At 40.2% G+C, this 17,410-nt stretch carries 12 protein-coding genes and 1 riboswitch; of the genes, 11 read left to right on the forward strand and 1 reads right to left on the reverse strand.

Annotation, left to right across the window (positions count from 1 at the left end):
- Position 1 precedes the first annotated feature (1 nt).
- Positions 2-298 carry a DUF3817 domain-containing protein gene (locus MHH41_RS02335; protein WP_003214125.1) on the reverse strand — a complete coding sequence of 99 codons (297 nt, stop codon included), beginning with the start codon at positions 296-298 and terminating at the stop codon, positions 2-4.
- A gap of 786 nt (positions 299-1,084) precedes the next feature.
- On the opposite strand from MHH41_RS02335, the gene MHH41_RS02340 reads away from it, so the two are divergent.
- The 11 genes from MHH41_RS02340 (at position 1,085) to MHH41_RS02390 (ending at position 17,375) form a co-directional block, all read left to right on the forward strand.
- A complete protein-coding gene (locus MHH41_RS02340; RefSeq protein WP_003214040.1) occupies positions 1,085-3,271 on the forward strand; it encodes a DNA topoisomerase III in 2,187 nt (728 codons plus the stop codon).
- A gap of 197 nt (positions 3,272-3,468) precedes the next feature.
- Positions 3,469-4,551 (forward strand): glycosyl hydrolase family 8, encoded by a 1,083-nt coding sequence (locus MHH41_RS02345; RefSeq protein WP_340865540.1) that lies wholly within the window; start codon positions 3,469-3,471, stop codon positions 4,549-4,551.
- Positions 4,532-5,383 (forward strand): GGDEF domain-containing protein, encoded by an 852-nt coding sequence (locus MHH41_RS02350; RefSeq protein WP_034620220.1) that lies wholly within the window; start codon positions 4,532-4,534, stop codon positions 5,381-5,383. Before MHH41_RS02345 ends, MHH41_RS02350 begins: the two co-directional genes overlap by 20 nt.
- The gene (locus MHH41_RS02355; protein ID WP_340865541.1) at positions 5,373-7,088 is read left to right on the forward strand and encodes a DUF2334 domain-containing protein; all 1,716 of its coding nucleotides are present in this window, start codon (positions 5,373-5,375) and stop codon (positions 7,086-7,088) included. Before MHH41_RS02350 ends, MHH41_RS02355 begins: the two co-directional genes overlap by 11 nt.
- A 22-nt stretch (positions 7,089-7,110) precedes the next feature.
- Complete coding sequence (locus tag MHH41_RS02360) at positions 7,111-8,349, forward strand: glycosyltransferase family 2 protein (RefSeq protein ID WP_249118349.1); 1,239 nt, start codon at positions 7,111-7,113, stop codon at positions 8,347-8,349.
- A gap of 4 nt (positions 8,350-8,353) precedes the next feature.
- Positions 8,354-10,441 (forward strand): cellulose biosynthesis cyclic di-GMP-binding regulatory protein BcsB, encoded by a 2,088-nt coding sequence (locus tag MHH41_RS02365; protein ID WP_339161261.1) that lies wholly within the window; start codon positions 8,354-8,356, stop codon positions 10,439-10,441.
- 69 nt (positions 10,442-10,510) lie between these two features.
- A riboswitch (cyclic di-AMP (ydaO/yuaA leader) is annotated at positions 10,511-10,658 on the forward strand.
- A 112-nt stretch (positions 10,659-10,770) separates the two neighbouring features.
- Complete coding sequence (locus tag MHH41_RS02370; RefSeq protein ID WP_212046400.1) at positions 10,771-12,597, forward strand: APC family permease; 1,827 nt, start codon at positions 10,771-10,773, stop codon at positions 12,595-12,597.
- A gap of 70 nt (positions 12,598-12,667) precedes the next feature.
- Positions 12,668-14,389: a pyruvate oxidase gene (locus MHH41_RS02375; protein WP_335356141.1), complete on the forward strand. Its 1,722-nt coding sequence runs from the start codon at positions 12,668-12,670 to the stop codon at positions 14,387-14,389.
- A 233-nt stretch (positions 14,390-14,622) separates the two neighbouring features.
- Positions 14,623-16,182 (forward strand): ribonuclease YeeF family protein, encoded by a 1,560-nt coding sequence (locus tag MHH41_RS02380; protein WP_445213991.1) that lies wholly within the window; start codon positions 14,623-14,625, stop codon positions 16,180-16,182.
- Between the two features lie 14 nt (positions 16,183-16,196).
- Positions 16,197-16,706, forward strand: coding sequence for a hypothetical protein (locus MHH41_RS02385; protein WP_050945533.1), 510 nt, complete (start codon positions 16,197-16,199; stop codon positions 16,704-16,706).
- A 222-nt stretch (positions 16,707-16,928) separates the two neighbouring features.
- A complete protein-coding gene (locus MHH41_RS02390; protein WP_339162339.1) occupies positions 16,929-17,375 on the forward strand; it encodes a toxin-antitoxin system YwqK family antitoxin in 447 nt (148 codons plus the stop codon).
- The last annotated feature ends 35 nt before the right edge of the window (positions 17,376-17,410 follow it).

A 17,410-nucleotide genomic window follows, 5' to 3' on the forward strand; every position in this document is an offset into this window, starting at 1 on the left:
ATTAAGCTTTTGTATCATACTGGCGGAGCACCTTATCATAGGCGAAGTTGCCGAAAGGAATGAACGCCGCAAAAAAACCAGCGATCGACCATTTCAAATGCCAGCGAACTTTAAAGGTCACATATGCCAAAATCAGCATATAGATGACAAACAATGCGCCATGAAGAGAGCCTACAATGGTGACTGCCATCGGAATATCCGCAAAATATTTCAGAGGCATGGCAATTAAAAGAAGGGTTAAAAGAGACATACCCTCAATAAAACCCGCCTTTCGAAGACGGCTAATACTTGTATGCATAAACAAATCCTCCTGTATAAAAGCTAGTTTCTCATCTTCTAATATAAACGAAAGATCGTCTGGACATGCTAAAATCTACGAAAAATTCAAAATATGTTCATGTTATTTTTAAAAAATGGGAATGATGCTACGTTTCTAGATTTTAAAAATTATTTGATTAAATGAATCGAGCTTCATCTTAAATAATAAAATGATCAAAAAAGGGATATATTTCATGATATGATAAATTATACATAAATTTGGAAGGAAGGTTGTTTTTTTGGAATGGCAAAGATGTCCTAGGTGTAATAGTAATCGTGTGGGAAAGAGAGTAAAAAGTGCAGGTTGTGTTTCAATACTTCTCATTTTAGGTATTTCTTTTTATATACCTTATATGATAACAAAAATAGTGTTTATCCCTTTTATAAAAGAGACGATTGGAATTATTTTGTTTTTCATCATCTTTATTTATTTGTCTGGGTTAAGAGAAAAAAAAGTTAGTTATTTGTACTGCAAAGACTGTGAGCTAAGCTTTAAGCCTCAAAATAATTCTGCGAAATAAACACCTTTTTTCATCTTGAGGTGTTTTTTTATGCTTAAAAAATATATCCCATAGAGCGAACTTTTGGAAAAATGTTGATTGAGCGGCACTCCAAACTCTTACGGCGAGTGATTTGCTGAATGAGTTTCAGTGTTGTTCTTACTCTGCTGTTACAAATCCATTTCTAATTGATGTTCGCCATTAGAACCGCATCTCCACGTCTGCTATAATAAAAGGATGGATAGAAGAAAGAGATGTGAAATCTAGTGTCAAAAACAGTTGTATTAGCAGAGAAACCTTCAGTCGGACGTGATCTTGCACGTGTACTGAAGTGTCATAAAAAAGGAAATGGCTTTTTAGAAGGAGATCAATACATTGTGACGTGGGCGCTTGGCCATTTGGTCACACTGGCTGATCCAGAAGGCTACGGAAAAGAATTTCAATCCTGGCGTTTAGAGGATTTACCAATCATTCCCGAACCGCTTAAGCTTGTGGTGATGAAAAAGACAGGAAAACAATTCCAAGCAGTGAAAGCGCAGCTTGCGAGGAAAGATGTCAAAGACATTGTCATCGCAACAGATGCTGGACGTGAAGGGGAGCTTGTCGCTCGATGGATTCTTGAAAAAGCGCATGTGAAAAAGCCTTTGAAACGATTATGGATCTCATCTGTCACGGACAAAGCCATTCAAGAAGGCTTCAAACGATTAAAAGACGGCAAAGAATACGATAACCTGTATCGCTCAGCCGTTGCACGTGCAGAGGCAGACTGGATTGTCGGCATCAACGCAACAAGAGCGCTGACAACGAAGTTCAATGCACAGCTTTCCTGCGGACGGGTGCAAACACCAACGATCGCCATGATCGCCAAACGAGAAGAAGACATTCAGCAATTTCAGCCGAAGCCGTTCTATGGATTGACTGCACAAGTAGATGGACTGACTTTGACATGGCAGGATGCCAAAACAAAGCAAAACCGGACATTCCAAGAGAGTGTGATCAAAGAACGCTTGACAGCCTGCGAAGGAAAACCAGCAGTGGTTGATGCGTTGAAAAAAACAGCGAAAAAAGCTTTCGCGCCGGGACTGTACGATCTGACTGAATTGCAGCGTGATGCACATAAACGCTATGGTTTTTCAGCCAAAGAAACATTATCTACGCTTCAGCGATTGTATGAGCAGCATAAGCTCGTAACATATCCACGTACAGATTCACGATTTATTTCAGCGGATATCGTTCCTACATTAAAAGATCGTTTAAAAGGAATGAACGTCAGACCGTACGCCCAGCATGTGAACCGGATTTTACAATCAGGTGTCAAAGCGCACAAAGGCTTCGTCAATGATGCCAAAGTGTCAGATCACCATGCGATTATTCCAACCGAGGAAGAGCTGTACCCAGGAGTATTAAGCGATAAAGAGCGTAAATTATATGACCTCATTGCCAAACGATTCCTTGCGGTACTCATGAATCCTTTCGAGTATGAGGAAACAACGGTCATCACCAAAATAGGCAGTGAAACGTTCACAGCAAAAGGGAAAACCGTGCAAGCAGCTGGCTGGAAAGCCGTGTACGATGACTCATATGAAGAAGAGGAATCAGCCGAGGCAGATCAACATTTGCCGCTGCTTTCAGAAGGACAGTCACTAGATGTACGACAGCTGAAAGAGACAAGAGGAGAAACGAAACCTCCTGCACGTTTTAATGAAGCGACCCTATTATCTGCTATGGAAAACCCAGCGGCATTTATGCAGAACGAGGAAAAGGACTTAGTGAAAACCCTTGGTGAAACAGGTGGACTAGGAACAGTAGCAACAAGAGCCGATATTATTGAAAAGCTGTTCAATAGCTTCTTAATCGAGAAAAAGGGCAAAGACATTTTCATCACATCGAAAGGGAAGCAGCTGCTCTCGTTAGTGCCTGAGGACTTAAAGTCTCCTGCATTAACAGCGGAATGGGAACAAAAGCTTTCTAAAATCGCCAAAGGGCAATTGAAAGCTTCTCAATTCATGAGTGAAATGAAGTCATATGCCAAACAAGCTGTATCTGAAATCAAACAGACGAACCAGACCTTTAAGCATGACAATGTCACTGGCACCCATTGTCCAGACTGCGGTAAACTCATGCTGAAAGTGAATGGAAAACATGGCACGATGCTCGTTTGCCAGGACCGAGAATGCGGCCATCGTAAAAATGTGGCGAAGAAAACAAACGCACGCTGCCCGAACTGTCATAAAAAGCTCGAGCTGCGCGGAGAAGGCGATGGCAAAATCTTTGCTTGTGTATGCGGCCATAGAGAAAAACTGTCTGTCTTCGAAAAACGCAAATCTCAATCCAATCAAAAGAAAGCCAGTAAGCACGATGTGTCTAAATATATGAAGAAACAAAAGAAAGTGGAAGAACCAATTAATAACGCACTAGCTGAACAATTAAAGAAGTTAAAATTAGATCAATAGTTCTATAAAAACCCGTGCGGAAACGCATGGGTTTTTCAGTATTATTAAGTATATAGATATATTGTTTTTCTGAAAATGGGAATAAATATGCGAAAAGGCTCGTAATTTGGCATAAAATATTCATTTAAATTTAAACAAAAACGCTCTATAATAAATCGTTAGATGCTTAGAGAACGCGGAATTGAAAGGGGACACGAATGCATACACGCATATATCGTACAGCAATTGTTTTACTCATTGTCATTCTACTAGGCGGATGTACCTGGGAACAGCAGAAAGAATCAGCTGATCCAGTATCATCTCAGCCCGTTTTGCCTGGAGAATATTTTATCACTCACCACTTAATGACAGATCAAGGCTTAATTCGCACCTCTTTTGCAGAGCAGCACATCTACTTATCTGAATCACTTGGACTTTGGATGGAATATCTTGTTCGAAAAAAAGATCAAAATTCATTTGACCAACAATTTGATGTTCTGCAAGATCGATTTTTACTAGACCATCATCTTCTCAGCTGGCAAATTGAATCCGATCAAAAAAATAAGGCCAATGCTTTAGTCGATGATTTACGTGTAGTGACGGCACTTCAAAAGGCAAATCATTTGTGGAAGAAGTCAGCGTATCAAACGACAGCAAAAGAAATCGCTCAAGCGTTAAAAGAAAAAAACATGTTCAAAGGCATATTGTCCGATTATTATGATGCATCAACCAATCGAACTTCACATACAATCACACTCTCATATATAGACCCAAAAGCAATCAAAGAATTGGAATCCCTCCAAATATTCACGAAACAAATGACCAGTAACCAATTAGCCATTCTAAAACAAGCACCGAGAAAAAAAGGATTCTTTCCTAAATCCTATGACATAAAGAAAAAAACCTATTCATTCGATCAAGAAATCAATATGATCGATCAACTTTATACAGCTTTACATGCATATCATGCAAAGGTGAATACGTCCGAGATCATGAAATGGCTTAAAACGTCGTTTAAACAAGAAGGCAAACTGTACGGAAGATACAAACTGAGCACATTGAAGCCATCTGTCACATATGAATCGCCTTCGGTATATGCACTCGTCATTTTGTATGCCCTTAAACAAAACGAGCTGAAATTCGCAAAGACTGTCTATCACCGCATGAAAGAATTACAAACTCAAGATCCTCTCAAGCCTTACTACGGAGGATACATGAACGAAAAAGAGACACACTCATTTGATAACTTATTGCCTTTAATTGCAGAAAGGGAGCTTCTAAATGAATCGGTTGTTCAGTAACACGTATCGCTTGTACTATTCTCTGCTCCTCACGTTTGCAGGCCTTATTTTGTTTATGGGCTACCTTAACGTACAAGATGCGGAGAGCTTTATGATCATCGCACTGACATTTGTCGTGTTAGGCTGTGGTATTTTATTTGGTATCCTACCAGCATTAATTTTCACCTTACTGTTTTTGTTCTTTATTGGAAGCGTCATGTTCTTTACAGAGCTTGGTCATGAAAATTCCCTTTTTTCAAATCAAACATTGCAAGATGTAGTAATTTGGGGCGTAGCACTTCTTTTTTTCGCTATTTCAGCGGGAAGCTTGCATGAACGGATCAATACGCTGCGTCACACCATTGAACAACAAAAGCAGGCCATCAAACAATTTGTGGCGATTGACTCGACAACAGGATTTGACAATGCTGAGCGGATGAAGCTCGAATTATCCGAGGAAATGAAACGGGCAGAACGGTACAAACAGCCATTTGTCTTTATCCTTCTTCATATGAATTACGCAGCGGAATTCAAATCGTTATATGGAGAAAAAGAAATGCAGCATCTATTTCAGCAATTAAGTCTCAAGATACGCGAAAGCGTAAGAGAAACCGATAAAAAATTTCGGTTATCTGAAGAACGAATGGGCTTGCTGCTAACCCATACACCAGAAGAAAATGTGTCAGTTGTCCTTGATAAGCTAAAGGATAAACTGCAAACGCATGTCCTATTAAACGGTCGTGAAGTGACCTTGACATTTCATGTCTGTCATTTAACAAGCAGCTCGGATTATCGTACGCCAGAGCAGTTTTTAGAAGAACTAGAAAAAGAGATGATGATGAATGAACTTTAATTCTTTGATGAAATGTTGTTTGATGATCACGCTTTTTTCGATTCTTTCGTTTAAACACATGGCTTCAGCCGATGCGCTCGTCACGCAGCCAAATACACTGATCGTTTATTCCACACCATCGGGGGAAGTGACTCCAGCCGTTCATATGCTGGATCTACTCGCCGGTCATTTTTCAAAACAGATGACGATTGTATCTGATGAACATTTGGCTGAAAAGAGGATGAATGAATTTCAGCAAGTCATTTATCTTGGAGAAATAAAGAGAACCCTGTCAAAACAAACCATTCGTGCGATGAACGAATCACAGCAATTCATCGCCATTGGATACAATGCGGAACAGCTTCGCCCATTCTCCAAGCTTACTTTTCACAAACAAGATCATATCAGTCAATTGAAACATACACATGATCAGACATACCGTCAGCTAGAGAGAAGGATCAATGTGTTAACGGTTCGAGGGACAGACTTGGAAAATGAATTTCTAGTGAAAAAACGTCAATCTGATCTGCCATTTGTGACTCAGACAAAAGAAGGTACGGCATATATCGGTATCTTAGATGTCGTGCAACACAACAAGCTTCTTGCAGAAGTGCTAGAAAAATACATGCCATCTTCTGTGCAAATGAAGACAAAATACTTAATGCTCGGGAACATCAGTCCAGCAAGTGACGAGAAGAAGCTACTAGAACTTGGACAATACGTATCCGCACAGCATATTCCTTATCAAATTGCAGTGACCCCTGTTTGGATAGATCGAGCAACAGGTGATGAAGTCACACTGAGCGACCGCCCGAAGCTCGTGAATGTGTTAAAACAATTGCAAGAAAATGGAGCGAGTATCATTCTTCATGGCTTTAGCCGTACGTATCGAACGGAGGAATCTGGTCAGGGATTTGAGTTCTGGGATGCAAAATATGATCAGCCCATCACGACAAATGATCCAAAAAATGCAGAGAAGAAACGAAGTAAAAGCCAATTCCCAAATGAAAAAGACTTTCATACGTATACCAAATTGAATCAGCAGCAAGAAGTCGCCTATACAGAAGAAAAACTGACAAAGGGCATTGAGCTTCTTGCTAGGCAAGGCTTATATCCTCTTGCGTTCGAGGTGCCGCATGATGCGATATCACAAAAAGGTTATGAAGTAATTTCAAAGCATGTATCCAGCCTATTTGGACAGGTGCAGCTGTCAGACCGCACTTGGAAAACAGCCGGTGCATCGCCGCTCGTGACGTCTCCTGCCATGTTACACAGCATGACCTTATATCCTCAGCAGCAAGTTGAGCAAGTGTCTGACAAAGAAGGTTCAAATGTTTTAACTGAACAGACGATTCAATCCGTGCAGCATCTGCAATCAGCCGCAATCGGGCTGTCCTATGACGTGGAGTTAGGGATAGCAGGGTTACAGAATTTAATCACACAGATGGAGGCAATCCCTTCTAGCGAATGGCTGGATGTAAAGAAAACAAAACAGACGGTCCAAACTGCACATGTAAAAATCCAAACATCTGGGAATGGACATATTCAAGTAGAGGAATCCAACATCGCCGAAACAAAAACAGTCAAACGAAGTGGCATGGAAAATATGCTGAGAATTCTCACGGTCGTGGTCATGCTGTTTATTGCGGCATTTGCTTTATACACATTGTATTTAAGACTGACAATGAAAAAACGAATTTTTAAGGAGAGAAAATTAGGTGGCTGATGTCTTATTTTATCTTTCATTAATGCTCATTTGGATCATGCTTCTATACCACATGTTTCTCATGCAGGGCGGCTTTCAGCATTACCTCACCTATGAAAAAGTGCTGCCTAAATGGACAAAACAAGGGAAAGAGCTGCCGACCGTCAGTATCCTGATTCCTGCTCATAATGAAGAGGTCGTCATTCGGCAGACATTAAAAGCGATGGTTCAGCTATCTTATCCTAAACACCTCCTTGAAATCATTGTGATTAATGACAATTCTTCTGATCGCACAGGAGAGATTGTGCAATCATTCAGTGAGCAATATGATCATGTCCATATGATTGAAACGAAGCCGCCATTTGCAGGGAAGGGAAAATCCACTGCACTGAATGAAGGTTTGAAGGCTTCAACAGGAGAAGTGATTTGCGTATACGATGCAGATAACATGCCTGAACCAAAGGCTGTCTATCATTTGGTTCTTGGATTATTAAATGACCCAAAAGCAGGCGCTGTTGTCGGGAAATTCAGGGTGATCAATGCAACCAAAAATTTGCTGACCAAATTTATTAATATTGAGACCATCTGTTTCCAATGGATGGCGCAGGGCGGGAGATGGAAATGGTTTGGTATTGCGACAATACCAGGTACCAACTTCGCCATCCGCCGGCACATTTTAGAAGAGCTCGGCGGCTGGGATGTCCAAGCTTTGGCCGAGGACACCGAATTAACGATCCGTGTGTATAACCTGGGATATGTGATTCGATTTTTTCCAGCTGCGATCACATGGGAACAAGAGCCTGAGACATGGAAGGTCTGGTGGCGGCAAAGAACGCGCTGGGCTAGAGGGAATCAATATGTTGTCCTTAAATTTTTAAGGCAGTTTATGAAGCTGAAACGAAAACGAATGGTTTTCGATTTGTTTTATTTCTTCTTTACGTATTTCTTATTTTTCTTCGGCGTTCTGCTCTCAAATGGCATCTTTATTGTAAACCTATTTGTTGATCTTCATTTATCTGTAGGGGCTGTCGCACTAATCCTTTGGGGATTAGCCTTCTTCCTCTTTCTAACAGAAGTGATGATTACATTAAGTATTGAGAAAACAGAGCTCACCAAACAAAATATTCTCATTGTGGTCCTCATGTACTTCACCTATTCTCAAGTATGGATTGCGCTTGTCGTGTACTCCTTATGTGTAGAGGTGAAGAGCCGATTATTGAAACAAGAAGTGAAATGGTACAAAACAGAGCGTTACGATCAACAACAAAAGAAAAGCGGGTGACAAATTGAAATCGGTCAAATGGATGTTTTTAATATTAGCGCTATCCCTTGCCATTCAGCCTTTTTTCATGGCAAGTCAAGCAATGGCGCAATCCAATCGAGTACAAGTGAAAGACGATTGGGTTCACTCATCAAAAGGAAATCAAACAGAAACGCAGCATCTATCAGAAGATGTGGTGACCTTGTATGGTCAAGAAGACCGCACTGAATTTTCCTATCAAATGGAGAAAGAAAAAGTAGAGTCTAGCACTCTTACATTAAATATAGAGGCTTCACCATTACTAATATCGCCATCATCTTTCACAGTGATGATCGATGGAGAGATTGAAAAAACGATCCCTGTATCAGGGAAAAACCCAAAAAAATCGATTCAAATCAAATTGAACAAAACGCAACTGAAAAAAGGATCTCATCAAATTCAGCTCGCATTTTATGGTGTGTTAAAAGAAGGTGTGTGTATCAACCAAGAGACGCCTGCCAATTGGCTGAAAGTATATCCTGAAAGTGAGCTGGCGTTCAAAGGAGTTCAAACGAAAGACGTGACGTTAGACAGCTTCCCTTCACCATTTATTCCATCAGGTGATCAGGAAGAACAAACAGATATTGTGATTCCAAATAAACCAGAAGCGGCTGAATTAGAAGCGGCTATGAAAGTATATCGTACGTTGAAAAACAAAGACCGCCTAGCAGACCTCAAACTCGTTCAAGAAAAGGACGTCGAGCAAATTGCGCACCCAACTATTGCTGTTGGAGCAAAAGGAAGCTGGAATGGACGAATAAAATCGCTCGAGCAAGCGGCTGGAATTAAAACAGAAGGCGATCAACTTACGTTAGCGGTGAGAACCCTGACAGCAAAGAAAAAAGAACAGCCCATTTTATTTGTCACTGCTAAGCAGCCAAAGACAATTGCTGAAAAAATCAATGTCTTGACTCAGCCAGAACTGACAGGTCAGCTCACTGGAACAGACTTGCTGCTGCAAAAGGTGACAGCTAGTGCTTCTAAGCCATCGCATCATATTCGTTTAATAGATTTTGGCGCAGATGATGTCAAAGTTGGAACCAAAAAGACAGCATCTGATCATTACTATTATCCGAAAGCATTAATGGCTCAACAAAAATCAGGTGCAAAACTAAATCTATCATTTAAAAAATCAGATCCAGCGAACAAAGCAGAGCGTCTAACAGTGATGATCAATAACGAACCGCACGACGTACCGTTAACAAAACTAGGAAACAAAGATGAGAATGGGTTCTACCATGTGTCGATTCCAGTAGATTCACAAGTGCTTCAAAAGAACGAATATGTGGACTTACAGTTTGTCACAACAGGTTTTAAAAACATGGAATCCTGTAGACATACAGATGAAGAAGGCTGGATTTACATTGATAAGAACAGCTCTCTTCAAATACCAGAAGGAACAACTAGTGATACACCGGACTTAGCCGCATGGCCGCTTCCTTACACTTCAGAAACGGAGCAAGGAAACACATTGATCATTATGCCAGATCAAATCAATCAAGCCTCAATCAATCAAATGGCTATGCTGACCGAATCATTTAGTCAGCCGGAAGCTGCTCAATATCATTTAATTGAAGCATCGAATGTGACAAATGAACAATTGAAAAAGAACTCTCTCATTTTCATCGGAGGCATCCAGACATTCTCTCTTTTAAAAGAAAAAGCAGATGATCTCATCGTTCCAGCGAAAAAGGGTCAATATGATGTATCCTCATTTGGCATGATCAACGAAACAACAGCTCGTATTGTATGGACGCAGCCATCCGTATGGAATAAAGAACAAACCATGACCGTTTTTTCAGGAATGACGGCAGCTGACGCTGATATATCAAATGAAGTGATTCGATTCCTTCAAACAAATACTGAGACCGCAACAGTTGCAATAGAAAGCAAAAACAAAGATGTGTTCTCTAATCACCAAACAGTCAGCAATGCAAAAAATGATCTTAAAAAAGGTGAAAAGCAAGGCGTCGGTGATTCTTGGATTTACTTTGCATGTATCGCTGTACTGATCATTTTTGTCGTTGTGATGATTGTTTATTTCGTACGAAAAAACCGCAAAAAGTCTGATTAATAAACGGTCAAAAGACCTCGAAAAAATCTCTTTACTTTGGTGTCAAACGGGAGTATGATCTCTTTTATAAAAGACCAATCGCTGAATCATTTCGATGAGCGGGGGAACCAATTTTGGTGGTATAAAACACCATGTGGGGTGAATCCTTTTAAGGTAGGGCAAAGTCTCATGCGCCCGAATCCGTCAGCTAACCTCGTAAGCGTTAAAGAGAGCAAAGACCAACCTGTGATCTAAACAATAGACACAGGGGCATTCTATTGCCTCTGTGTCTTTTTGGCGATCCATCTTTTGCAACTTAAATCGTTTGACACTAAAGGAGCGGGCATCACATGTACAGTTTGATGAAGCGTATTTTAATTGGTAAACCATTAAAATCACAGGCAGCAGGAGAACAAAAACTATCAAAAATCAAAGCGTTGGCATTATTGTCATCAGACGCATTATCATCGGTTGCATATGGTACAGAACAAATCTTAATTGTACTTTCTGTCGTTAGTGCAGCAGCATTTTGGTACTCACTCCCGATTGCAGGTTGTGTATTAATTCTTTTAATGGCGTTAATTCTGTCTTACCGCCAGATCATTTATGCTTATCCAGAAGGCGGCGGGGCATATATCGTCTCTAGCAGAAACCTAGGTGAAAAACCGGGATTGATCGCTGGCGGATCATTGCTTGTAGACTATATTTTGACTGTAGCAGTGAGCATTTCAGCGGGGACCGATGCCGTCACATCGGCTTTTCCAACACTATATCCATATCATGTCTTGATCTCAATTGTATTGGTCATCGTGATTATGGTGCTCAACCTCCGTGGATTAACAGAATCGGCATCTATTCTGGCTTATCCTGTATACTTGTTTGTATTTTCACTCCTTATATTAATTGGAGTAGGCGGTTTTAAATTATTAACAGGCGGCGTACCGCCAGCACCTGAACATACAGCGGTAGGCACACACGTACAAGGCATTACATTATTTTTGTTATTAAAAGCTTTTTCATCTGGCTGTTCTGCTCTGACTGGAGTAGAAGCCATTTCAAATACGATTCCATCCTTTAAAAAACCAGCTGCACAAAACGCAGCGAGAACATTGTTGATGATGGGTGGATTGCTAGCTGTTTTATTTGTGGGAGTCACATTGCTTGCATTTGGTTTCGGCATCTCGCCAAAGCCAGAAGAAACGGTTGTATCACAAATTGCGTCAGACACTTTTGGACGTACGTTTTTCTATTACGTGATTCAGGCAGTCACAGCGCTAATTCTAATATTAGCGGCAAATACCGGCTTTTCAGCCTTTCCGTTATTGGCTGTCAATTTAGCAAAGGATAAATATATGCCGCGTATGTTTACTGTAAGAGGAGACCGGCTTGGTTACTCTAATGGCATTATCTTTCTAGGCGTAGCCTCTATGCTGCTCATCTGGTTGTTTGATGGGAAGACAGAACATCTCATCCCGCTATATGCTGTCGGTGTGTTTATTCCATTTACCCTGTCGCAGACCGGCATGTGTGTGAAGTGGATTCGTGAAAAACCGCAGGGCTGGAAAACGAAAATGCCAATCAATATCGTCGGAGCACTGATTTCTTTTACAGTTTTTATGATTCTCATTTTGACCAAGTTCCATCTCGTATGGCCAATATTTGTTTTCCTGCCTATTGTTTTATTTATCTTTCATTCCATTAAAAAGCATTATTTGTCTGTGGGAGAACAACTGCGTTTATTGAATGAAACAGAGCCAGTTGAGATTAAAGGAAATGTGGTCATCGTACCGATAGCAGGAGTCACACGTGTTGTTGAACAATCTGTTCAGTATGCAAAATCTTTATCAGAGCAAGTCATAGCGGTTCATGTATCCTTTGATAAAGAAAAGGATAAGAAAATTGAAGAAGATTGGGAAAAACTTAATAGCGGTGTACGGCTTGTGATGCTGCATTCGTCCTATCGAAGCCTCATTCACCCGCTAGATAAATTTCTTGAGACAGTTGAGACAAAAGCAAATGCCCATCAATATAAAGTGATGGTCCTCGTGCCACAATTTATACCGAAAAAAAGATGGCACACCATTTTGCATAATCAATCTGCCTTTTTATTAAGATTCCGCCTATTATGGAAGCGGGATATTGTGGTGGCAACCCTGCCCTATCATTTTAAAAAGTAGCAGGAGCAGGTTGAAACGTTTGATCAAAAGGATGCGGTGGTATGGAGTAAGAAAAAAGGAGTTTTCTCACATGCCGCAAAGAACCGCAGGAAAAGAAGTAACAGCGCTACTGGAAGAGTGGGGCGTGAAACATATTTATGGAATGCCCGGCGACAGTATAAACGAATTGATTGAAGAACTTAGGCATGAATCAAGCCAAATAAAATTTATCCAAACGAGACATGAAGAAGTGGCAGCACTATCAGCGGCGGCTGATGCCAAACTAACAGGTAAACTTGGTGTCTGCTTATCAATCGCTGGGCCGGGTGCTGTCCACTTATTAAATGGGCTGTATGATGCAAAAGCAGATGGTGCACCAGTTTTAGCAATTGCAGGGCAGGTTGCTTCGGCCGAAGTAGGCAGAGACGCATTCCAAGAAATCAAATTGGAGCGAATGTTTGACGATGTCGCTGTCTTTAATCAGCAGGTACAGACAGCAGAGGCGCTGCCTGACTTATTGAATCAAGCCATCAAAGCAGCTTATACCCATAAAGGTGTGGCAGTTCTTACCGTATCGGATGACTTATTTTCTCAAAAAATAAAGCGTAAACCCGTCTATACATCTCCTCTGTATGTTGAGGGAGAAGTACGGCCAAAGAAAGATCAATTGCTAAAGGCAGCTCAGCTGATTAACAATGCTAAGAAGCCAGTCATCTTAGCAGGTAAAGGATTAAGACATGCAAAAGAAGAGCTTCTTTCATTTGCAGAAAAGGCAGCTGCTCCTATCGTCATCACGCTTCCTGCAAAAGGGGTTGTGCCAGACAGGCATCCATACTTTTTAGGTAACTTAGGTCAAATTGGAACGAAGCCGGCATATGAAGCGATGGAAGAATGTGATCTCTTAATTATGCTTGGCACCTCCTTTCCATATAGAGACTACTTACCAGAGGACACGCCAGCCATTCAACTAGATATTAAACCAGATCAAATCGGCAAAAGGTATCCGGTAGATGTGGGAATTGTGAGCGACAGCAAGAGTGGTTTGCATGAACTAACTTCCTACATTGAATATAAAGAACAGCGTGGCTTTCTTGAAGCTTGTACAGAGCATATGATGAAGTGGCGAGAAGAAATGGATAAAGAAAAATCTGTTGCTACTTCACCAATTAAACCGCAGCAAGTCATTGCTAGACTAGAAGAAGCAGTCGAGGACAATGCCATTCTTTCAGTTGATGTTGGTAATGTCACGGTATGGATGGCACGTCATTTTGAAATGAAACAGCAGGATTTCATTATCTCCAGCTGGCTTGCCACAATGGGTTGCGGTTTACCTGGTGCGATTTCAGCTAAATTGAATGAACCGAACCGACAAGCCATTGCCGTCTGTGGTGATGGAGGCTTCACAATGGTCATGCAAGACTTTGTGACAGCTGTAAAGTATAAGCTGCCGATCGTTGTCGTAATCTTAAACAACAACAATTTAGGGATGATTGAATATGAACAACAGGTAAAAGGAAACATAAATTATGGTATAGAGCTGGAGGATATTGATTTTGCTAAGTTTGCAGAAGCGTGTGGCGGCAAAGGAATCTCCGTGTCATCACATGAAGAATTAGCTCCAGCCTTTGATACAGCTCTTCAATCCGATAAACCAGTCATTATTGATGTCGCTGTCGCCAATGAACCTCCGTTACCTGGGAAAATCACTTACACCCAAGCAGCAGGCTTCAGTAAATATTTATTGAAAAAATTCTTTGAAAAAGGTGAGCTGGATATCCCTCCACTCAAGAAAAGCCTCAAACGCTTTTTCTAAACACAAAGTAGTCGGTCTTCTGAAAAGAGGGCTGACTTTTTTTGCGATGATTAGGAAAAATATTTCAATTGTCACTTGCCTTCATCTCTATTAAAATATTTGGAAATAATTTTTGTAACTTAAAGCCTGTTTTTCCAATTCGCTGAGAAAGGTAAAATAGACTTTATGATCAATAATGGAGGGAGTGACTTCTTCTGGGCAAGATACTTGATGCAAAAGCACTAACAAGTGCCATGGACGCAAGGGCAAAACACTACCAGGAACTCCGTGAACAAATGGTAGACTTGAAAAAGACACTTCAAGGCGTGGCAAACCTCGGTGATGATTTCACTGGAAAAGGTGCCGATAACATTAAAAGCTTTTATAAAGAACTGGCTGGAAATGTAGATATGTTTATCAGCTTCATTGATAAGCAAAAAGCCTTTCATGAAGGTGTTTCTGGGACACTTGATGATACGAGTTTTGGCGGCGAAACCTTCGTAGAAGAACACTTTTTAGACAACGCTGTACATATGGGCATCAAAAATGCCAAAAGCATTGTGAAGGATCAAAAAAAGGCGCTTAAAACGATTTTTCAAGACATCGACGACCTCATTTCTCTAGAAGTATTTGATAGTCAAACCTTTGATGAAAAAATTGCAGATGCGGAAGACGAGCGAAAAAAGACGATCAAAGATCTAAGAGAGCTTGATCAAAATTTAAAAGATGAATATGCTTTGTCAGAAACGGAGCAGCAAGCTACAATGGCATTGTATACGGAAATGATGAATGCCACAAATGATGGAAAAGCCATTTCGCCTATGAATTTTGACAAGAAAGCGTATCAAAATAGCGAAATCTACAAGGCAAAAAGCGATATTGAGAAGCAAACTTCCGAATATCTCAACATTAAAAAAGAACAACAGGAAGCCCGCGAGATCGCAAAGGAACAAGAAGCACTCGCCAACCGTCCTTGGTATGAAAAAGCACTTGATTATGGCGGGAATATCGTCAATGAACTGACTGGCGTGAACGATGCAAAACGCGCCGCAACAGGCGTTGACCCGATCACAGGTGAAGAGCTCACCGCAGGACAGCGCGTCGCAGCAGGCGGTATGGCAGCAGCAGGTTATATCCCAATCGTCGGATGGGCAGGTCGTATTTTCAAAGGTGGTAAAGCCGTCTATAAAACAACTCAAGCCACATCAGCCGCAGTCAGAGCAGTCGATATTTACAAGACATCGCAAAAATCCTTTGACGCCTTAAAAACATCTCAAAAAGGCTTATATGGTCTCACCGCCACCAACGGCTTCAGCGAAGCGATTACAGGGCGTGATATGTTTGGGAATAAGATCTCAAAAGAACAGCAGGAAGCGAGTATGAATGCGGCTCTGGGAATGCTTTTACCGTTTGGGGCGAAGGGGTTCAATGGGAAGATGGGGATTAAAGGTGGTACTGGTAAAAATGTGGATAATGGTACAGTGTGGAAGGATATAAAAGTTACTCAACCACTTTATGAAGGTACAAAAATCCCAAAATCTTTTGAATTAGCAACAGTTGATGGAAAGTTCTGGGTGCACCCTAATGGGACAAAACATATGGTTGAGTATATAACTAGAGATGCAACGACACATGGTATGCCGATAAATAGTCAAACTTTATTGTCGAGTTTCCAAAGCTCTGTTAACAATGCTGCCAAGCAAGGAATTAAATATGAAGAAATTATGAAGGTAGGTAATTGGGAATTAATATTTAGTAAACCTCGCGGAGACGGATTGCTACCAGTAATAAAGCATGCTGTGTATATGCCTTAAAAGGAGAAATGATGATGTTAAAAGTAATAGAATATAAAGACAGTCAACCTATCAACATTGAATATGATCTTTATACACCGATTAATATAGAATTTGGTAGTTGGAATATATCAAAAGAGCCAACGATATATTGGAGAACTGGAGATTTCAAGAAATCTTTAATTGAAATAGGTTTAGGGAAATATACGGGTAATATTCGTTCAATTACACTAACGTTAAGTGAAAATGTACACAAAATGGAAAGTTTGAAATTAGATATGGAAGATATAATTATGGTTAAAGGTGTACCGAGTTTTCAGATAGAAGAATCTAATGATAATACCTATATAGACGAAAAAGGTAAATTAGACGTGTATATAGGTAGGGATAAGGTATTCATTTCATTCTCAGAAAATGATGCAGTATCTATTTTACAAAATGATACAGTAGGATTTGCTTTGGATAAAGAAGAAGTAGTATGTGGTATTATCATAAGTGGTATGTTAGAACATGAAAAGAAAACATTAGAAGATGCATTGAATTAGAGTATTATGAAATACAAAAACCTTGATGACTAAATGTCTTAAAAGGTTTTTTGTGTTGATCGGAGTTTAGAAAATTATTTGATAGTGATGAATATGGTGAAGGAATTTTTCATTATCAAGAAAGTGCTAGAAGCCACCTCATGAGCAAGTGAAAACGGATTATATAATTTTTTACAGCTGTTTTTTGTTTTGTTCAAACATAGAAACGGAAAGGGTTTTTAAATATTGAATGATATATTGACAAAGAAGTTAGTTGTAGAAAGTGGTATTGAGTTTGAAAAGTCTCTAGAGTATGGGGGACCCTATGAACTAGCGATTGTAGAATATACTCAAGGAGGGAAAGAAAAACTATTTACGGGACTAGCCTATGATATGTACGAAAACGGACATGTTGAAAGTTATTTCTATGTAGAGAAAGGTATTAAACAGGGGAAGTACGTGGAGTTTTACCAAAATGGCAGTTTGAAAAAAATAGGGTATATGAGGAAGAACACTACAGAGGGATATCAAGTGGAGTTTTTTGAGAATGGAAATAAAAAGTATGAGTGTGAATGTATTGCTGGCCGAGAGATGACTTACATAAAATATGATAAAGATGGTCATGTGAAAGAGTATAAGGAAGAACCTAATGAATCAGATTTAATATATGCTGAAAAATTCAATGAATGATCAATGGTCAAATGAATTATCAGTTAAAAAAGCTT

The sequence above is a fragment of the Bacillus sp. FSL K6-1145 genome, assembly GCF_038003425.1.
Lineage (GTDB): Bacteria > Bacillota > Bacilli > Bacillales > Bacillaceae > Bacillus > Bacillus pumilus.